The organism is Paraburkholderia xenovorans LB400 (genome assembly GCF_000013645.1).
Taxonomy (GTDB): Bacteria; Pseudomonadota; Gammaproteobacteria; order Burkholderiales; family Burkholderiaceae; genus Paraburkholderia; species Paraburkholderia xenovorans.
Map to the genome: position 1 here is coordinate 1,353,137 of NC_007952.1, position 17,132 is coordinate 1,370,268.

13 protein-coding genes are annotated in these 17,132 nt (G+C 64.3%); 5 read left to right on the top strand and 8 right to left on the bottom strand.

All coding sequences use genetic code 11. From position 1 onward, the window contains the following. Window positions 1-24 precede the first annotated feature (24 nt). Both BXE_RS28005 and BXE_RS28010 read right to left on the bottom strand, forming a co-directional pair. Window positions 25-675: an amino acid ABC transporter permease gene (locus tag BXE_RS28005; protein ID WP_007176882.1), complete on the bottom strand. Its 651-nt coding sequence runs from the start codon at window positions 673-675 to the stop codon at window positions 25-27. A gap of 125 nt (window positions 676-800) precedes the next feature. Next, window positions 801-1,628 (bottom strand): transporter substrate-binding domain-containing protein, encoded by an 828-nt coding sequence (locus BXE_RS28010; RefSeq protein ID WP_011491494.1) that lies wholly within the window; start codon window positions 1,626-1,628, stop codon window positions 801-803. A 304-nt stretch (window positions 1,629-1,932) separates the two neighbouring features. Between BXE_RS28010 and BXE_RS28015 the strand changes: the two genes are divergently transcribed. Together BXE_RS28015 and BXE_RS28020 are read left to right on the top strand one after the other, a co-directional pair. After that, window positions 1,933-2,922 (top strand): isopenicillin N synthase family dioxygenase, encoded by a 990-nt coding sequence (locus BXE_RS28015; protein ID WP_011491495.1) that lies wholly within the window; start codon window positions 1,933-1,935, stop codon window positions 2,920-2,922. Beyond that, window positions 2,919-4,331, top strand: coding sequence for an FAD-binding oxidoreductase (locus tag BXE_RS28020; protein WP_011491496.1), 1,413 nt, complete (start codon window positions 2,919-2,921; stop codon window positions 4,329-4,331). The genes BXE_RS28015 and BXE_RS28020 overlap by 4 nt, the downstream gene beginning before the upstream one ends. Before the next feature lie 44 nt (window positions 4,332-4,375). Here BXE_RS28020 and BXE_RS28025 read toward each other — a convergent pair whose 3' ends face one another. Together BXE_RS28025 and BXE_RS28030 are read right to left on the bottom strand one after the other, a co-directional pair. After that, on the bottom strand, window positions 4,376-7,834 hold the full coding sequence (locus BXE_RS28025) for a GMC family oxidoreductase N-terminal domain-containing protein (protein ID WP_011491497.1): 3,459 nt from the start codon (window positions 7,832-7,834) through the stop codon (window positions 4,376-4,378). Between the two features lie 204 nt (window positions 7,835-8,038). Next, window positions 8,039-8,830 (bottom strand): hypothetical protein, encoded by a 792-nt coding sequence (locus tag BXE_RS28030; protein ID WP_011491498.1) that lies wholly within the window; start codon window positions 8,828-8,830, stop codon window positions 8,039-8,041. Window positions 8,831-9,129: 299 nt separating this feature from the next. Between BXE_RS28030 and BXE_RS28035 the strand changes: the two genes are divergently transcribed. Further along, window positions 9,130-11,118 (top strand): ATP-binding response regulator, encoded by a 1,989-nt coding sequence (locus BXE_RS28035; RefSeq protein ID WP_011491499.1) that lies wholly within the window; start codon window positions 9,130-9,132, stop codon window positions 11,116-11,118. Between the two features lie 51 nt (window positions 11,119-11,169). Here the strand turns inward: BXE_RS28035 and BXE_RS28040 are convergent, their stop codons facing one another. Next, entirely contained in the window at window positions 11,170-11,919 is a 750-nt protein-coding gene (locus BXE_RS28040; RefSeq protein ID WP_011491500.1) for a response regulator transcription factor, read from the bottom strand. 276 nt (window positions 11,920-12,195) lie between these two features. On the opposite strand from BXE_RS28040, the gene BXE_RS46680 reads away from it, so the two are divergent. Continuing rightward, window positions 12,196-12,405: a hypothetical protein gene (locus tag BXE_RS46680; RefSeq protein ID WP_041744125.1), complete on the top strand. Its 210-nt coding sequence runs from the start codon at window positions 12,196-12,198 to the stop codon at window positions 12,403-12,405. Window positions 12,406-12,462: 57 nt separating this feature from the next. Here BXE_RS46680 and cydB read toward each other — a convergent pair whose 3' ends face one another. Both cydB and BXE_RS28055 read right to left on the bottom strand, forming a co-directional pair. After that, on the bottom strand, window positions 12,463-13,467 hold the full coding sequence (gene cydB / locus BXE_RS28050) for a cytochrome d ubiquinol oxidase subunit II (protein WP_011491502.1): 1,005 nt from the start codon (window positions 13,465-13,467) through the stop codon (window positions 12,463-12,465). 41 nt (window positions 13,468-13,508) lie between these two features. Then, window positions 13,509-14,924, bottom strand: coding sequence for a cytochrome ubiquinol oxidase subunit I (locus tag BXE_RS28055; protein ID WP_011491503.1), 1,416 nt, complete (start codon window positions 14,922-14,924; stop codon window positions 13,509-13,511). 614 nt (window positions 14,925-15,538) lie between these two features. Here BXE_RS28055 and BXE_RS28060 point away from each other — a divergent pair. Next, window positions 15,539-16,360: an alpha/beta fold hydrolase gene (locus tag BXE_RS28060; protein ID WP_011491504.1), complete on the top strand. Its 822-nt coding sequence runs from the start codon at window positions 15,539-15,541 to the stop codon at window positions 16,358-16,360. A 113-nt stretch (window positions 16,361-16,473) separates the two neighbouring features. On the opposite strand, the gene BXE_RS28065 is transcribed toward BXE_RS28060, so the two are convergent. Further along, complete coding sequence (locus tag BXE_RS28065) at window positions 16,474-17,013, bottom strand: DUF2867 domain-containing protein (RefSeq protein WP_011491505.1); 540 nt, start codon at window positions 17,011-17,013, stop codon at window positions 16,474-16,476. Window positions 17,014-17,132: the final 119 nt, after the last annotated feature.

Consider the following 17,132-nt stretch of genomic DNA (forward strand, 5'->3'; position numbering starts at 1 on the left):
ATTCGATGTCGGACGCGGGGCCGCTCAGGCGTGCTGCAAGCGGTATTCGGCGGCGTGCGCGACGAGTGTGAGCGCACCGCAGATCACGAAGTAGATCAGCCCGGCGGCGAGGTACGCTTCCAGCGGCCGATAGGTGCTGGCGGCGATATTCTGCGCGGTGCGCGTCAGCTCGGCCACGCCCACCACCGAGATCAGCGAAGAAGCCTTGATGAGCAGCACCATTTCATTGACGAGCGAAGGCAGCGTCAAACGGAATGCTTGCGGCACGAGAATGCGGCGCAGCATGTCGAACGGCGAGAGCCCGAGCATGCGCGCGGCTTCCAGATGGCCCGGCGGAATGCTGAGAAAACCGCCGCGCAGGATCTCGGCGATATAGGACGCGGAACATAGCGATACGGTGCTGATCGCCGCCACGACCGGCGACACGTTGATGCCCGCGAACGGCAGCAGGTAGTACACCAGCAGCAGTTGCACCAGCATCGGCACGCCGCGAAAGAAGAACACATAGGCGCCGCCGAACATGCGCGCCGCGCGGTTCGGCGAAAGCCGCGCCGCGCACACGCCGATCGCCACGAAGAAACCGATCAGGAGACCCGTCAGCGAAATGCCGATGGTGGCGAGCGCCGCGTGCAGCAGCAGCGGAAAGCCCTGGAGGAAGACGGTCGTGCTGAACATAAGCTGCGCACTCGGTAGAACGGAAAGAGCGATGCGGCTCGTTGCGCGGGCCGCATCGCCTGCATCAGGGCACGTGCATCGAAATCAGAACGTCGGCCTGACAAAGCGTGGAGCGATAAACAGGATCAATAGTTCGGCGCGGGCATGGTGGTCGGTGCGTCCATTGCGACGCCGAACCATTTCTTCTGCAACGCGGCAAGGCGTCCGTCGTTGTGCATTTTCACGAGCGCGGCGTTGAAGGCATCGGCGAGCGGCTTGCTGTCCGCGTCTTTACGCAAACAGTAGGCGAAGTACACCTTGGCGCCGAACGGCGGCTGCACCACGGCGAATGTTTCCGGCCGCTGCTTGGCCACATACGCAATGTTGGTCATGGAGTTCGCCACCGCCACGATCCGGCCCGCGGCGAGATCGGCATAAGCCTGATTGTTGTCGACGTATTCGCGGATTTCAGGCGGCTTCGGCAACGTGGCAACGTAGGCCTTCAACTGGTCGAGTTGCGCCGAGCCCTTGCCGGCGCCGACCGTCTTGCCCGCGATATCCGACGATTGCCTGAGCGACGAGTCGTTCGCGCGTTTGAGCAGCGCGTCGGTCGCGTCCGCGATCGGCAAGGTGTACGTGTAGCGCTCCATGCGCGCCTTGGTGACGGTGAGCGGGCCGCCCACCATGTCGAACTTGCCCGCTTCCAGACCCGGCAGCACGCTCGGCCACGGCAAGTCGATAAAGCGCACCTTCACGCCCATTTCCTTGCCGACCTCGGCGAACAGATCCTTGTTGAAACCCGCTTGCTGGCCGTTTTCAAGGAAGTCGAAAGGGGCGAACTGCATCTCGGTGCCGACCACCAGTTCGCCGGCTTTTTTCACTTTGGCGAGCTGGTCTTCCGCGTGGGCGGTGGCGCTTGCCGCGCACAACGCCAGCATGACCAAACGACACTTCCAGCCTGCAAGGATGCTCATGGGATTCTCCGGTTGGCAAAGCGGTGTCGCGCGAAGGTGGTGCACGAAAGCGGGTTCGGCGCGAGTCGATGCCAGGCAGTATATACCGCGGTTTTGCAGCGAAATAAATAAACGCGCGAGTAGAGAAAAGCCCTTATGCGAAGGGCCGACAAGCTGCTTGCGGGGGCGCTTTTGGCGGTATATACAACTGCAATGCGCGCGGCGGAAAGGCGTCTTCAAGGAGACGCTGCATGCGCCCGCCTCATATGTGTCTTCATGTGCCTGTTTCATCAGTCGATTCAGCCGATCCTTCAGGAGCAACGCAATGCCTGTGACCCGCATTCCGATCATCGATCTCGCCGGCGTTCGCGCGGGCGACCCGCAGGCTTTACAGCGCGTGGCGCAGGAAATTCGTGAAGCGTGCACGACGATCGGCTTCTTCTACATCGTCAATCACGGCGTGCCGCAAGCGCTGATCGACGCCGCCGCGCAGGCGGCGCGCCGCTTCTTCGCGTTTCCGGTGGAGACCAAGCGGCGCGCGGCGGTCAATCACCGCCATCGGGGTTTCAATGCGCTCGGCGACGCGACCATGTACCAGGCCAAACGTCCCGACTACAAGGAGTTCTTCAGCATCGGCCTCGAATTGCCGGAGGACGACCCCGACGTGCTGGCCGGTCAGGCGCTGCGTGGACCGAATAACTGGCCGGACTTCATGCCGGAGTTGCGTCCCGCGCTGTACGGTTACTATGAAGCGGTAGGGGCGTGCGGCGCCGATCTGCTGCGCGCGGTGGCGGTGAGCCTCGGCGTGGAGGAACAATTCTTCGCGCCGCGTTATACCAAGCGGATGCAGCGCACGCAGATGGTCTACTATCCGCCGCAGCCGCCCCAATCGGACGAAGATCAGTTCGGCGTCGCGCCGCACACCGACTATGGCTGCATCACCTTGTTGTGGCAGGATCAGGTGGGTGGCCTGCAGGTGCGGGAAATCGCCAACGATACGTGGGTGGATGCACCGCCGGTCGAAGGCAGCTTCGTGGTCAACGTCGGCGATCTGCTCGCGCGCTGGACCAACGACCGCTTTCGCTCCACCCTGCATCGCGTGATCAATGCGTCGGGGCGCGAGCGCTATTCGATCGCGACGTTTTATGATCCGACTTACGGTGCGCGGGTCGATCCACGCGATCTCGGTACGAACGAAACCGACCTCAAGTATCAGCCGGTCGCAGCGGGCGACTATATTCTCGGGCGTATCAACGACTCGATGGGCTATCGGAAGAAACGCGCCGCTGAGGGCGCGCAAGGAACCCCTGCATGACAGACAACAGTACCGCGCATCGCGCAGCACCGCTTGGCGAGACACTCGATGCGCTGCGCGCCGCGCTCGGTGAAGACAGCGTCCGCGTGGGCGAGCAGATCAGCGAACGCGCGATGACCGACTGGACACGCCACGAGCCGACGCGGCCTGCGGCATTGCTCCTGCCGCGCACCACGGAGCAGGTCTCGCGCGCGCTGGCCATCTGTCACGCGGCGCATCAGCCGGTGGTGCCGCAAGGCGGCATGACCGGCCTCGCGGGCGGCGCGATTGCGCGTGCCACGGATATTGCGTTGTCGCTCGAACGGCTGGACGGCGTCGAAGAAGTGGACGCCGCTTCCGCCACCCTGACCGTGCGCGCCGGCACGACCTTGCAAGCCGCCCAGGAAGCCGCCGCCGAAGCCGGCTTCGAACTCGCGCTCGATCTCGGCGCGCGCGGCTCGTGCCAGATCGGCGGCAATCTCGCGACCAACGCGGGCGGCAACCGGGTGATCCAGTCGGGCACCGCGCGCGACCAGGTGCTGGGTCTCGAAGTGGTACTGGCCAATGGCGACGTGCTCACGTCGCTCGGCAAGATGGTCAAGAACAATACCGGCTATGACCTCAAACACTGGTTCATCGGCTCGGAGGGCACGCTTGGCGTAATCACGCGCGCCGTGTTGCGCTTGCATCCGCCGCGTGCCGCGCGCCATACCGCGCTGGTTGCGCTCGACGGCTACGATGCCGCCGTGAACCTGCTGCGCCGCTTGTCCACGCGATTCGGCAACGACATCGGCGCGTTCGAAATCATGTGGCCGGACTTCTACGACTTCGGCGTGAAGCTGACCGGCACGCGCTCGCCATTTGCCGACGCGCATCCGCTCTATGCATTGATCGAACACGCCAGCTTCGATTCGGACGACGACGGCGAACGCTTTTCCGCCGCGCTGACCGAAGCGCTGGAAGCCGGCGCGATCCGCGACGCCGTGATCGCGCAGTCGGTGGCCGACGTGCGCGCGCTATGGGCGATTCGCGAATGCACGGCGGAGTTTCCGGTGCGGCTCGACGCGATCAACTTCGACGTGAGCCTGCCGATCGGCGCGATCGGCGCCTTCGTCGACCGCTGCCGCGCGGCGCTCGATCAGCGCTGGCCGGGCAATGCGTCGTATTTCTTCGGGCATATCGGCGATTCGAATCTGCATGTCACCGTGGACGGACATTCGATCCCCGGCGTCAATCATCATGCGGTGTACGCGTTCGTCTACGACATGCTCGGGCCGCTGCACGGTTCGGTGTCGGCGGAACACGGGATTGGTTTGCTCAAGCGCGAGTTCCTGCCGATTTCGCGCTCGCCGGCGGAGTTGGCGGCAATGGCTGCGATCAAACACGCGCTGGATCCGCACGGCATTCTGAATCCGGGCAAGCTGTTCTGAGCGGGCTGCGCCGGCACGCGTGGCGACGGCGCGCCCGCTCTTCGTCAATGCGCGTCCAGGTACTTCGCGATCACCGGATAAACATCCACGGCGGCGTGCTTGCCGAAGATACAGTCGATGTGTCCATAACCGGGAATGACGTGCCGCTCGTAAGGCTGCTCGGGGAAATGCCCGGTCAGCAGCTCGTACGTGCGCAGCGTGCTTGCCGGCAGATACGTTTCGTTCCTTTCCCCGTGAATGAAGCCGATTGGCCGGCGCATGCCTTCCAGGCCTTTCATACCGTCCGCGCCGGCCAGATAGACATCTTCGCCGGCCGCGTCGACTACTTTACCGGCTCGCACCATCGCGGCGAGATGCTTGAATACCGAAACGTCGTGCACGCCGAGCAATTCCTGCAGGTTCGCGTGAAGCGTTTCGTTGAGTTTTTCATGTTCGTAGAGCAGGCCGTACAGGAACGTGGCGCGGTGGCAGACCGGATTGCCGCAACCCTCGTCGTGATCGAGCGGGTAGAACCTGAGCGCTTCATCGAGCAGGTTTCGCGGCCACGACTCGTGTTCCGTATAGGCGGTCAGGTCGTGCACGCCGAGATGCTGCATGAGGTCGGGAATATGCAGGCCGGCCTTGATCTTCTGCAGCGTTCCCGGCACCGGGTGCGCCGACACCTGCGAGATGACCGCCGAGCGCACGCCTTCGAGTCCGTACAGCAGCGACATGCTGAGTGCCAGGCCACCCATGCAGTGTCCCAGCGCCTGAATCTCCGCGGCACCGGTCAGTTCGCGGATCCTGGCGACCGCGGCCGGAATGTCCTCGCGCGCCACCTTGTCGACGTTGGTCGGCACGAGCACGCTCGGCATTTCGATGCTGACGCGCAGATCGACGAGCCACACGTCGTAGCCTGAAGCGCAAAGATATTCGACCATGTTGGTCGCGATCAGATCGGTGGAGTAGATGCGGCTCGATACGCCGGAGCCGTGAATCAGCAGCACCGGGCGCGCGGCCTTGAGCGCGGGATCGAGGTAGCGTGTGAGCCTCAGCGTCGTGCCATCGGGCGTGTCGAAGAAGACCACCTGCGGCGCCGGCGCGCGCAGCGCGCGCTTCAGGCGCGGCTCGGCCTTCGGGTCGTAGTACTGCAAGGGCGCGGCCACGCCGCCGTATTCGGTGAACAGCACGCCCGCGAAAAACTTGCCGAATTTCAGGGTCCATTCGAGGCGGGTCTTCAGATCGGGCGCATGGGTGACTTCGAGCGTGCGTTGCTGCTTGAGGAAATTCTCGGGCGTGATGATGAGCGTCGCCTTGCCGAGCAGCGGTGCATCGGCTTGCGCCGATTCGCGGATTTCCGCGTAGAGCGTGTTGGTCTGCTCCCACAGATTGACCGGCGAGGTGCGGGTGATGATCTTTTGCCCGCTCAGATAGTACGTCTTGCCTTCGGTCGAATTGAGCGTCATGCGGTAATTCATGTTGCGCTCGTCCACGTCGGACTCGTCGACCACGAACAGATTGAAGGTGCCGTTGGAGATCGTCATCGGCTGCGACGAGAGCGCGGGGCAGGTCAGCGTGCCGGCGGTTCGCGCCAGATGTTGCGGATTGCTGATCATATCGGCGAGATCTTCCGATTCGACCGTCAGCGTGAACTCGATCGGACTCGCGCCGGCTTCGCCCGCCGCGACCGGCGCGTAGGTGCCGATCATCGTTTCGGTGAAATGCAGGCCGATCTTCTGCGGCGAGGACGGCGTCAACGACGACGACGCGAGCTCGGGCGTCGGCGCAGGCGGCAAGCTCGGCGTGGCGGCCGCGCCGTCGGCCGGGGCGGCGGTCACGGGATGCGTGGCCAGCAGCAGCTCGCAATTGCGTTCGGCCAGCGCGGAAATGGTGAGGAGCGGATTGACGCCGAGCGACATCGGCATGACGGCGCCGTCCATCACGTACAGGCCGTCGTGCACCGCGTTGCCCGTGGCGCCGCTGAACACGCGGCCCATGTGGTCGACTACGCCGTGCTCCGCGTCCTCGCCCATGCCGCAGCCGCCGAGCGGATGCACGGTGACGGTGCGGTTGCCGATGATATCGGTGGAGATCGGATTGCGCAGGTATTTGCCGCCGAGCGGCACGGTGGCCTGCTTGAGCGCCTCCTCGACCACCTGAAAGATCGGCTGCTTGCCGGCGTTTTCCCACACGATGCGCGGCTGGCCTGTGTCGTCCACGTCGATCTGGCCGTCTTCGTCGTCATGCGCCATGACGAGGTAGCTTTGCGTGTGATTGAGCGCGCCGTGATAGGGGCCGCGCAGAAAGCTCTCGGACATGCGGGCGTCGTAAGCGATCTGTTCCGGGAGCGAACGCGGCGCGACATCCACGCCTTCGAGCGGCGCGGCGGCGCCGAGCAGGCCGACCAGCGCCGCGCCCACCGGACCGGCCAGCGAGCCTTCTTCGATCACATAGCCATCCCTGACGTTGGCCGTATTGCGATGATCGATGAGGCCGGTAATGGTCGGGCCGACCGGCGGGATATCGCCCGGCTCGTGCGAACCCCAGCCGACGCCGTTGATCACGGGCTCGGTGTTGTACGCAAAGGCGAGCACGTCGCCATTGCCGGTGAAATGTTTGCCGAGCATGCCGGAGACGCTCAACCCCTGATTGCGCGAGCGCAGCAGCAGCGCGGTCGAGCCGATCGTGCCAGCCGAGACGATCACGATATCGGCGCTCACGAACAGATCGGGCGCGCCATAGCTTTCGCGGCCGAGGCTCACCAACTGGTAGCCCACGATCCATTTGCGCGTGGTCGCGTCGCGCCGCACCGAATGGACAGCGGTGCCGGTGAAAATCTGCGCGCCGTGGGCCACGGCGTCGGGCAGATAGTTCATGTGGGTCGAATTCTTCGCATCGTAATTGCAGCCCGAATTGCAGTCGCCGCAGCCAACGCAAGCCTTCTGCGCGACGCCTGCGGCGTTCACGCGGTCCTCGAACGTGACGGTGATATCCGGGCGCGTGAAGCGGTCTTCCATGCCGAGCGCCTGCGCCGATTTTTCGAGCGCCTGCAGTTTCGGCAACACCGGATAATCCTTCGGCACCGGCGACGGTTGCAGCATCGCTCGGGCAAGCGCATAGCCTTTGTCGCGCGCGGCCTTGTCGGCACGCAACGCGGCCGGCCAGCGTGCGTCGTCCCACAGGCGCGGGTCGGCTTCGAGCGCGACGTTCGCGTTGATCAGCGAGGTGCCGCCCAGACCGCAGCCGACTACCGCGTTCACGTCTTCGTTCACGTGCACTTCGAGCAAGGCCAGCGGCGAGCCGATATGGGCCGCCGCCGTGTTGTATTGCACCTGCGCGGCGCCCTGAAACGGCGTGCGGGGGAATTCGCCGGCCATGAATTCGCGCCCGCGTTCGAGCACGCATACGCGGCGCCCGGCGCGCGCCATGCGGCACGCGGCAATCGCGCCGCCGTAGCCGGAACCCACCACGACCACGTCGTAATGCGATTGAATTGCGGTCACGGCGCTCGATAAGCGGTTCATCACGGCCACCTCGTCTGGAATGGAGTGCGGGGAAAGATAACCAGGACTTCGGATGCAAGACGGCGTGCGGCGACGGCTTTTTTATCCTAGGCGGTGCGCGCGAACAAAAAAAGGCGCATCGTACGTCACGCACGCGAGCGTTGCGTCACGTGCGCGGCTTCGCGAGACGGCGCGGACGGCCGGCGCCCGCGTGGCCGCATGCGGTCAGGCGGCGGCTTCGTTCATTTCGCTGTCGCTCGATTCGGCGGCGAGCAGGTTCAGCGCGAGCAGAATAGCCGGGCGATTGTCGACGTCGATCTCGATACCGAGCTCGTCGGCGAGCCAGCGGCCGATCTTGGTGTTCGAAAAAGCTTCGGCGCCGGCCGTCTTCTTCATGGTGACGCCGAGCTTGACGGCGCGATAGTGATAGGAGGGCACCCGATGCTGCGCTGCGACTGCCGAAAGACCGCCTTTACCTTCCGAGCACCAGCCGAGGCTGCCGGCCAGCACGATGCGCTCCGGCTCGTCGAGGCTTTCGATAAAGGCGCGCGCCGACAGGCGCACGCGCTGTTCGTCGAGGCCGTATTGCAGCAGCACGCTTTCCACCGGGTCTTCCAGCGCTTGCGCATGCAGATCGATTTCCTGCGCCATGCCTTCGTTTTCCATCGATACGTTGCGCTGATGGCCAGCGCTGCGCAGGCAGTCGATCAGATAGCGGCGGAAATACGCGCACAGTGCGTAGCCGTTGGAGGGCGCGCTGTCGGCGCAGGCGCGGGTTTCGGTATGGCCGGGTGCGAGGCGCAGGACTTTCGCGTAGATGAACTGGGCGACCAGTTCTTCCTTGTCCTCGCCGAGCGCCTGCAACTCGAGCGGGTGATAGGTCCGCAACGCCCGCTTGACCAGCTCGACCATCGACACCATTTCGTCGCCGGACAAGCGGGTACGCCGGCGCCACAAATCCGGCAGAATCGCATCGTCGAGATTGCGGACGAACTCGTGGCTCGGAACTGCGCCCATGAAAACCTCCAGAAGGGGTAAGGCAACGAGCGCGGTGGGCCTGAATGGCAGGCGGGGTGTGGATGGTGAAGCTTTGAAGCCGCGCTGAAGAATGTGAACCCAGTATGGTTTCCGGCGGCCGCTTCGCCTATATGGATTAAGTGGTAGCTGATGGGTAAACTGCCGGGTAAACCATCCGGCGAAATGCATCTTATTCGTCTGAAGAGAAAGGGGTTGCGCCGGAGCCGTCCGGTGCACGGGACCAGAGCAGGCGCCGGAGCGCCAACTCCGATCGACGATCGACCACAGGAGACCGCGTAATGCGGGCTGACCCGATCCAGCGTGCCATCGACGAAGACCTGGTACGCGTGCTGTACGCGCAAGATCCGATCGCTTTCTTTTCGCACTGGTTTTCGATTGCGGTGCTGGTGGCGATCTATTGGCCGAACATACCGTCGCCGCCGCTGTTTATCGCCTGCTTCGGTTTTTATGCCGCAGCCAATTGCGGCGGCCTCGCGCTGTGGATCTGCAACCGCCGCTATCCCGAGCTCGTCTCGCCGCGCGGCTGGATCTATCTGCATGCGCTGCGCGGCGTGCTGCTGTACAGCGCGCCGGGCATCGCGGTGTGGTTCGCGTTCCAGAGTCCGCAAACCGATTTGCCGCTGCTGCACACGGTCATGCTCGTGACGCTGGCCGCGGGCGTGTTCATGTCGAATGGCTTCGACCTGCTGAATTTCTCGACCGCGATTCCGTTTCTGCTGTTTCCCTCGATCGTCATGCATTTCGGCACGCATACGTTCGACCGCACGATTCTCGCCATTGTCCTCGCGTTCTTCTTCTGCGCGATCAACGTCTATGCCTTGAGTTACCGCAAGCTGTTCCAGCAGGTCGTGCAGGCGCGCGTCGACCAGCAGTATCTGGCGGAGTCGCTGGCCGCGCAGAAACGCGTGGCCGAAGAAGCCAGCCTCGCCAAGACACGCTTTTTTGCGGCCGCCAGTCACGATCTGCGCCAGCCGCTGCATGCCATCGGCCTGCTCGCGGCCTCGCTCAACGACGCGGCGGCGACGCCCGCGCAGCACGCAAAGACCGCCGAGCACATCGTCTATAACGTCGAGGCGCTCAACCAGCTGTTCAATCAGGTGCTCGATCTGGCGCGGCTCGAAAGCGGCGTGACGCAGGTGATCCGGCTGCATTTCCGGCTGTCCGAACTGTTCGAACGGGTCGGCAGCCAGTACCGTCCGCAGGCGGCCGCCAAAGGGCTGGCGCTGCGCATCGCGCCGACCACGATGGTCGTGCACGACGATCCCGTGCTGCTCGAGCGGGTACTGAGCAATCTGCTTTCGAACGCGGTGCGTTATACGGAAGAAGGCGCGATCTGGCTGGGCGTGCGCCGCGCGGGACGGCCCGCGGGCGGTCATATCGAAGTGCGCGACTCGGGCATCGGCATTCCCGTCGAGGAGCAGGAGCGCATCTTCGAGGAGTTCTATCAGGTCGCCAATCCGCAGCGCGACGCGCGCCAGGGTCACGGTCTGGGCTTGCCGACCGTGAAGCGCCTGGTCGAGATGCTCGGCGGCAAGCTGCAACTGCGTTCGGCGCCGGGGCGCGGTTCGGTGTTTCGTTTCCCGGTGCAGGCGGGCGATGCCGGCGGCATTGTCGCGAGCCTGAACGAAGCCGTGGCGGGCGGCCCCTCGGCGCAAGGGCGGCGCGTGCTGTGCATCGACGACGATCCGTCGATTCTCGAAGGCCTCGTCAGTCTGCTCGGCCGTTGGGGTTGCAGCGTGCTAGGCGCGCGCGACGAAGCCGACGCGCTCGCGGCACTCGAAGGCGGCTTCGTGCCCGATGCCGTGCTGTGCGATTACCAGTTGGCGAATCACCGCACCGGCGCGCAGGCGTTGACGGCGGTGCGCAATGCGCTCGCGCGTGCGGGGCACGACAACGTGGTGACGCTGCTCATCACGGGCGATATGGCGTCGGCGGAGCTGGCGGCGCTCGCCTTGCAGGGGATTCCGGTACTCCACAAGCCGGTCACGCCCGCGCGCCTGCGTCGCACGCTGGAGATGCTGTGGCAGCAGGCCGAACTGGACAAGGGGCGGGCGGCGGCTGCGCCGGAACTGCGCGCGGACCCGACGGGAAAAGAGGTGGGCGGCCGGCCGGCGAGCGGCGCGATGCCGGCTGCCGCGAGCGTGCCGCAAAGCGAAGCCGGAATGGCGGGAATGGCGGGAATGGCAGGAATGGGATCGCAGAGCCAGAGCCAGCCCCGGAGCACCCGGTACGAAAGCACGCCGTCGCAGAGCGAACCGCAAAAGTAGACACGTAGACGCGAACTGGCGGCGCGAACACCGCCTGTCACCGCTCCCGTACTACAGGGTTTTCCCGGCTTCCAGCCAGCCGTTGATGACCGCGATCGCCGTCGACCGGTTGTGCACGCCGAGCGCCCGGAAAATCACCGACAGATGCACCTTCACCGTGCCTTCCGCGACACCCAGCTCGCGCGCGATCATCTTGTTGGTCCAGCCGCGATGCACGAGCCGCATGATGTCCTGCTGACGCGGCGACAGGTTCTCCAGCAGATGCTGCTGGTGCGGCTGCAATGCCTGAATCTGCGCGATGGGTTCCGTGAGCGCGGTGCCGGCCTGGCCGGCCGCCTGCGCGCCGCCCGCGCCTTGCAGCGACGGATCGGCGGGCGCTTCGGCCTGCGCGTCGCGCGTGCCGAGCAGGCTGAGGGCTTCCATCGGCACGTAGGCGCCGCCCGAGAGCACCAGTTCGATCGCCTTGAGCATGACGCTGGCGGGCTGCCGCTTCGGCACGAAGCCGAGTGCGCCGGCGGCCAGCACCGCGCGCATTTCGTCGGGTGATTCTTCGGCGGAGAGGACGACGAGCGGGAGCGCGGGGTTCGCCTTCAGCAGGACTTCGAGCGACGAGGCGCCGCTCATGCCCGGCATATGCAGATCGACGATGGCAAGATCGTGATCGGCGTCCGGACGCGCGAGGGCTGCGAGCGTCTCCCAATTATCGGCTTCGTCGAACTGGGCGTCGGGATCGAGGCCGCGCAGCATGCCCTTGACGCCTTCCCGGATCAGTTCATGGTCGTCGGCTACGAGAAACTTCATGATGGCTCCGCGAGTCGGGCCTGCCCGATGTGGGCCGCCGCCGTTATAGGGTCTCGTTTTACTTCCAGCCTCGTGAATCGCATCATTGCTGCCCACCCCGCGATCATATGCCCGACCGGTGGCGCGGCGCCCCTTGGGGTTGGCCGCTTAGTTGACTGTCTATTTGTTAAATCGCCATCGGTCCGATGCACTGCATGATGTCTAAGGCAGGTCTCCCGCGCATAGGTTCCGGCTTGCATGGTAGACGAGCCGGCCGGCCCTTTTTTGAAGCCGTCCATGCAGGATTCCGAAGGTTATGCGCGCCAGATCGAATCACACGAAAGCGGTTTCTATCTGACTGCGAATAACGTCGCATTCATCAGAATCTTGAATGCGAAGCCGAGCGACATGGCCGAGCCCACGCCGAAACACCACAGCGCGATGAACCACAGCCAGCCCGGCAGTTTGCGCGACGGCGCGGGCGATGCGCCGCGGGTCCCGCTTTGAGGCCCGCCTGGAGTTGCACTTTGCGTTGTGCTTCGACCCGCGCCGGAGTTGGCCTGCCTAGTGATAGTGATGTTGGTCGCCATGACGCACCTTGCCACGAAATACCCAGTAACCCATCGTCGTATAGGCGATGATGATCGGCAGAATGACCGCTGCGCCGACCAGCGTGAACATCTGGCTCGAACGCGGCGCGGCCGCTTCCCACAGCGTCATGCTCGACGGAATCGCATACGGCCACAGGCTCACCAGCAGCCCCGCGTAGCCGAGCAGCACCAGCAGCAGTGCAAGCGCGAACGGCGTGTTGTGATGCCGCTCACGCACCGCGCGATGCATGAAGAACGCGCAGACCGCCACGAGGAACGGCACCGGCAGCAGACGGTAGAAGAGGCCGTCGTGGAACCAGCGTTGCGCGATATTCGGATCCTGCAGCGGCGTCCAGATGCTCACCATCGCGATGAAGCCGAGCAGCACGATCGTCAGCGGCCAGACCACGCGATGCAGGCGGCGCTGCAGATCGCCTTCGGTCTTCGCCACCAGCCAGCAGCAGCCGAGCAGCGCATAGGTGACGACGAGGCCGAGACCCGTGAGCAGGCTGAACGGCGTGAGCCAGCCGAAGGCGTCGCCCGCATACGCACCGTCGATCACGGGAATGCCTTGCAGGAACGCGCCCAGCGCGATGCCCTGGAAGAACGTCGCGCCCGCCGAACCGCCGATGAACGCCAGATCCCACAGATGCTTCGTGCGATTGGCCTTGGCGCGAATCTCGAACGACACGCCGCGAAAGATCAGGCACACGAGCATGAAGATCAGCGGCAGATACAGCGCGGACAGCACGGTCGAATACACCGCCGGAAACACCGCGAACAGACCGGCGCCGCCGAGCACCAGCCAGGTTTCGTTGCCGTCCCATACCGGCGCGACGGTGTTCATCATCAGGTCGCGTTCTTTCTCGTCGGGGAAGAACGGGAAGACGATGCCGATGCCCAGATCGAAGCCATCCAGCACCACATACATGAAAAGGCCCAGCGCGATGATCGCGGCCCACACTACGGTTACGTCCATGTTCTTTCTCTATCGCAAGTAGCTGCTGAAGCAGGCTGGATTCAGGCGGCGTCGATCATGTGATCGGCGGCGGAGAGCGGGCGGCGCGCGGTCTGGTTCGGTGACCGATGTTCCGGCGCGTCATGCGGCGTCTGTCCCGGCAGAGCGGGGCCCGTGCGCATGAGCTTGAGCATGTAGTAGATGCCGGTGCCGAACACGAGGAAGTACACGATCACGAAGGCCATCAGCGAGATGCCGACCTGCTGCGTGGTCAGCGGCGACACGGCCTGCGAGGTGCGCATCACGCCGTACACCACCCACGGCTGGCGTCCTGCTTCGGTCGTGACCCAGCCGGCCAGCAGCGTGATGAAGCCGGTCGGGCCCATCGCCACGGCCACGCGCTGGAACCACTTCGATTCGAACAGGCTGCCCCGGCGGCGCAGCACCCAGGCGGCCACCGACATCAGGATCATCAGCACGCCGAGGCCGGCCATGATGCGAAAGCTCCAGAACACCACGGTCGAGTTCGGCCGGTCTTGCGGCGGGAATTCCTTGAGGCCGCGAATCTCGCCGTCCCAGCTATGCGTGAGGATCAGGCTGCCCAGATGCGGAATCGACACGGCGTAGCGCGTGGTTTCCGCCTGCATGTCGGGAATGCCGAACAGGTTCAGCGCGGTGCCGCCTTTTTCGGTTTCCCACAGGCCTTCGATCGCCGCGATCTTGGCCGGCTGATATTCGCGCGTGTTCAGCCCATGCTGATCGCCGACGAAAGCCTGGATCGGCGTGAGAATCAGCAGCAGCCAGAGCGCCATCGAGAACATCTTCTTGACGGCCGGATCGCGCCGTCCGCGCAGCAGATGCCATGCGCCCACCGCCGCCACCACCAGCGCCGCGACGATGAACGCCGCGAGCGCCATATGCGCGAGCCGGTACGGGAACGACGGATTGAACACGATCTTGAACCAGTCGAGCGGCACGACGCGGCCGTTCACGACTTCGAAGCCTTGCGGCGTCTGCATCCAGCTATTGGAGGCGAGAATCCAGAAGGTGGAAATCAGCGTGCCGATCGCCACCATCAACGTGGCGCCGAAGTGCGCGCGCGGACTCACGCGCTGCCAGCCGAACAGCATGATGCCGAGGAAGCCCGCTTCGAGGAAGAACGCGGTCATGACCTCGTACATGAGAAGAGGACCGGTGACGGGCCCGGCGAAACTGGAGAAGCCCGACCAGTTGGTGCCGAACTGATAGCTCATCACGACGCCGGACACGACGCCCATGCCGAAGGCGACCGCGAAGATCTTCGACCAGAACAGGCAAAGATCTTTGTAGTACGCCTTGCCGGTTTTCAGCCAGCGCCATTCGAGGACGGCAATGAAGCTGGCGAGACCGATGCTGAGCGCCGGAAAAACGATGTGGAACGAAACAGTGAACGCAAACTGGATGCGGGCGAGATCTAATGCCGATAGAGCGGAGTTCATGAGCGTGAAGTGCGTGATGACCGCGAGGGCGGACTACGCGCGTCGACCGTTGTCGGTGCGCACTGCGCGGGGCAGATGGCGCAAGAGTAGGGGATGAGGGGAAACTTTGCTGCGGCGCGATGTGCGTCAAAAAACCGCGTTGTTCTATGCTGATTTTCTTTTTTGAGACGGCAAACCGTTGATGGATATCAAGTTTTCCTGACGGCCTTTGCGCACCGCACCTGCGCGCGACGCGCCGGAGCTGCGGCAATCGACCGCGCTGCACCAACGTCGCATGAGTGAGCGCGGGCGTCCTTGATTCGAGTCTGACGTTTTCTTCGGAGCCTACACGGCCTGCTAGTGGCTTCTGCCGTTCTGGCAGCGAGGCGGCAGCGCTTTGCAAAAGAGTGCATGCTATTCACTCGCGCAAGCCGTACAGCCATTCCGGTATTTTTTCCCGTTATTCGCTTCGAATAGTCAAAACCGACGCCCCGGTCTGATGGCCTGGGTGTGTCGCGAATCCGTCATCGACGTGTGGTGTAAGGCATGCTGTGCCGCCCGCCACGCGCATGGTTCGAGAGCACGCTTCATCCACCTGCCGGCAACGGCAGACTTCACCTGAAAGGAGTCAGCAGATGAGCACGATCAAGACGAAAGACGGTACGGAAATCTTCTACAAGGACTGGGGCAAGGGCCGGCCGGTCGTCTTCTCGCATGGCTGGCCATTGACCGCGGACGCCTGGGACGCGCAGATGCTGTTTCTCGGCAGCAAAGGTTTTCGCGTGATCGCGCACGACCGGCGCGGCCACGGCCGCTCGCAACAGCCGTGGGACGGCAACGACATGGACACCTACGCCGACGATCTCGCGGCGCTGATCGAACACCTCGACCTGAAGGACGCCACGCTCGTCGGCCATTCCACGGGTGGCGGGGAAGTCGCGCACTACATTGGCCGGCATGGCACGCAGCGGGTGGCCAAGGCCGTGCTGATCGGCGCGGTGCCGCCGTTGATGCTGAAGACCGGAAGCAATCCCGGCGGCACGCCGCTCGAGGTGTTCGACGGCATCCGCAAGGGCGTGGAAGACGACCGTTCGCAGTTCTTCAAGGATCTCGCGCTGCCGTTTTACGGCTACAACCGTCCGGGTGCGAAGGTGTCGCAGGGCGTGATCGATTCGTTCTGGGTCCAGGGCATGGCCGGCTCGATCAAGGGGCTGTACGACTGTATCAAGCAGTTCTCCGAAGTCGACTACACGGAGGATCTGAAGAAGATCGACGTGCCGACCCTGGTGCTGCATGGCGACGACGACCAGATCGTGCCGATCGACGCCGCCGGCCGCCTGACCACGAAGATCGTGAAGAACGCCACGCTCAAGGTCTATCCGGGCGGGCAGCACGGCATGTGCACCGTCGAGGCTGCCAAGGTGAATGCCGATCTGCTGGAATTCATCGGATCGTAGCGATGCGCTGACGTTATGTGTGTGCGGCGGGCGCTGGAAGGTCCGGCGCGCCCAGCCGCATTCGAAGCCGAACCGCGGGCCGTGCGTGTTCACGCGCCCGCGTTCCGGACTGCTCAGACAGTCGGCCAGCCGATGCGCGCCGCTCGCCGCAACGACGAGCGGACCACCAGCCGGTGGAACGGCGCGATCGCGAGAATGTAGAAGCGGCCGAGTCGATTGTGGCAATGCACGACGGTGGACAGGATCAGATAGCGCGAATGGCCTTCGCGTGTGCCTCGGGTTTGCTGCAGCAGCGACACGCGGAAGTCGAGATGGCGGTCGTTTTCACCGAGGATGATCTCGTGGGCGCTACGCGTGTAAATCCTGAAGATGTCGACGCGCTCTTTTGCGTTGGCCGGCTCGCGGCTGCGCAACTGCGTCGAAGTCTTCAGCCCGAAACGCGCAACGATCGCATCGCGCAATCCCATCAGCTTCGCGACCCACGCGGCCTGATGCGCGAACACGAAGCGCGCGAGCAATTCCGGATCGTCGATGGCGTTGTCGGGCAGGCGGACCGCGTACGCGTCGGCCAGGTCCGGTGCCTGGTATAGACGGGCGACTCCTGATTCAGCAGGCAGGGTGACGGATTGCACGGAACAATGGGCAGTGAGCATGGTGGCGTGTGGGGCTGGCAATGGCAATGGGATCGAAGAGGGCGCGGCGCCGGTTCATCGCGGCGCTTCGGCTCGCGCGTGAGCGTCTCTACCTCTATTCAAGTCTACGCGTCCTTGCG

Bases quoted from the DNA above. Each gene is read 5' to 3' on its own strand.
- BXE_RS28005 (WP_007176882.1), bottom strand. From the start codon at position 675: ATGTTCAGCACGACCGTCTTCCTCCAGGGCTTTCCGCTGCTGCTGCAC.
- BXE_RS28010 (WP_011491494.1), bottom strand. From the start codon at position 1,628: ATGAGCATCCTTGCAGGCTGGAAGTGTCGTTTGGTCATGCTGGCGTTG.
- BXE_RS28015 (WP_011491495.1), top strand. From the start codon at position 1,933: ATGCCTGTGACCCGCATTCCGATCATCGATCTCGCCGGCGTTCGCGCG.
- BXE_RS28020 (WP_011491496.1), top strand. From the start codon at position 2,919: ATGACAGACAACAGTACCGCGCATCGCGCAGCACCGCTTGGCGAGACA.
- BXE_RS28025 (WP_011491497.1), bottom strand. From the start codon at position 7,834: ATGAACCGCTTATCGAGCGCCGTGACCGCAATTCAATCGCATTACGAC.
- BXE_RS28030 (WP_011491498.1), bottom strand. From the start codon at position 8,830: ATGGGCGCAGTTCCGAGCCACGAGTTCGTCCGCAATCTCGACGATGCG.
- BXE_RS28035 (WP_011491499.1), top strand. From the start codon at position 9,130: ATGCGGGCTGACCCGATCCAGCGTGCCATCGACGAAGACCTGGTACGC.
- BXE_RS28040 (WP_011491500.1), bottom strand. From the start codon at position 11,919: ATGAAGTTTCTCGTAGCCGACGACCATGAACTGATCCGGGAAGGCGTC.
- BXE_RS46680 (WP_041744125.1), top strand. From the start codon at position 12,196: ATGCAGGATTCCGAAGGTTATGCGCGCCAGATCGAATCACACGAAAGC.
- cydB (WP_011491502.1), bottom strand. From the start codon at position 13,467: ATGGACGTAACCGTAGTGTGGGCCGCGATCATCGCGCTGGGCCTTTTC.
- BXE_RS28055 (WP_011491503.1), bottom strand. From the start codon at position 14,924: ATGAACTCCGCTCTATCGGCATTAGATCTCGCCCGCATCCAGTTTGCG.
- BXE_RS28060 (WP_011491504.1), top strand. From the start codon at position 15,539: ATGAGCACGATCAAGACGAAAGACGGTACGGAAATCTTCTACAAGGAC.
- BXE_RS28065 (WP_011491505.1), bottom strand. From the start codon at position 17,013: ATGCTCACTGCCCATTGTTCCGTGCAATCCGTCACCCTGCCTGCTGAA.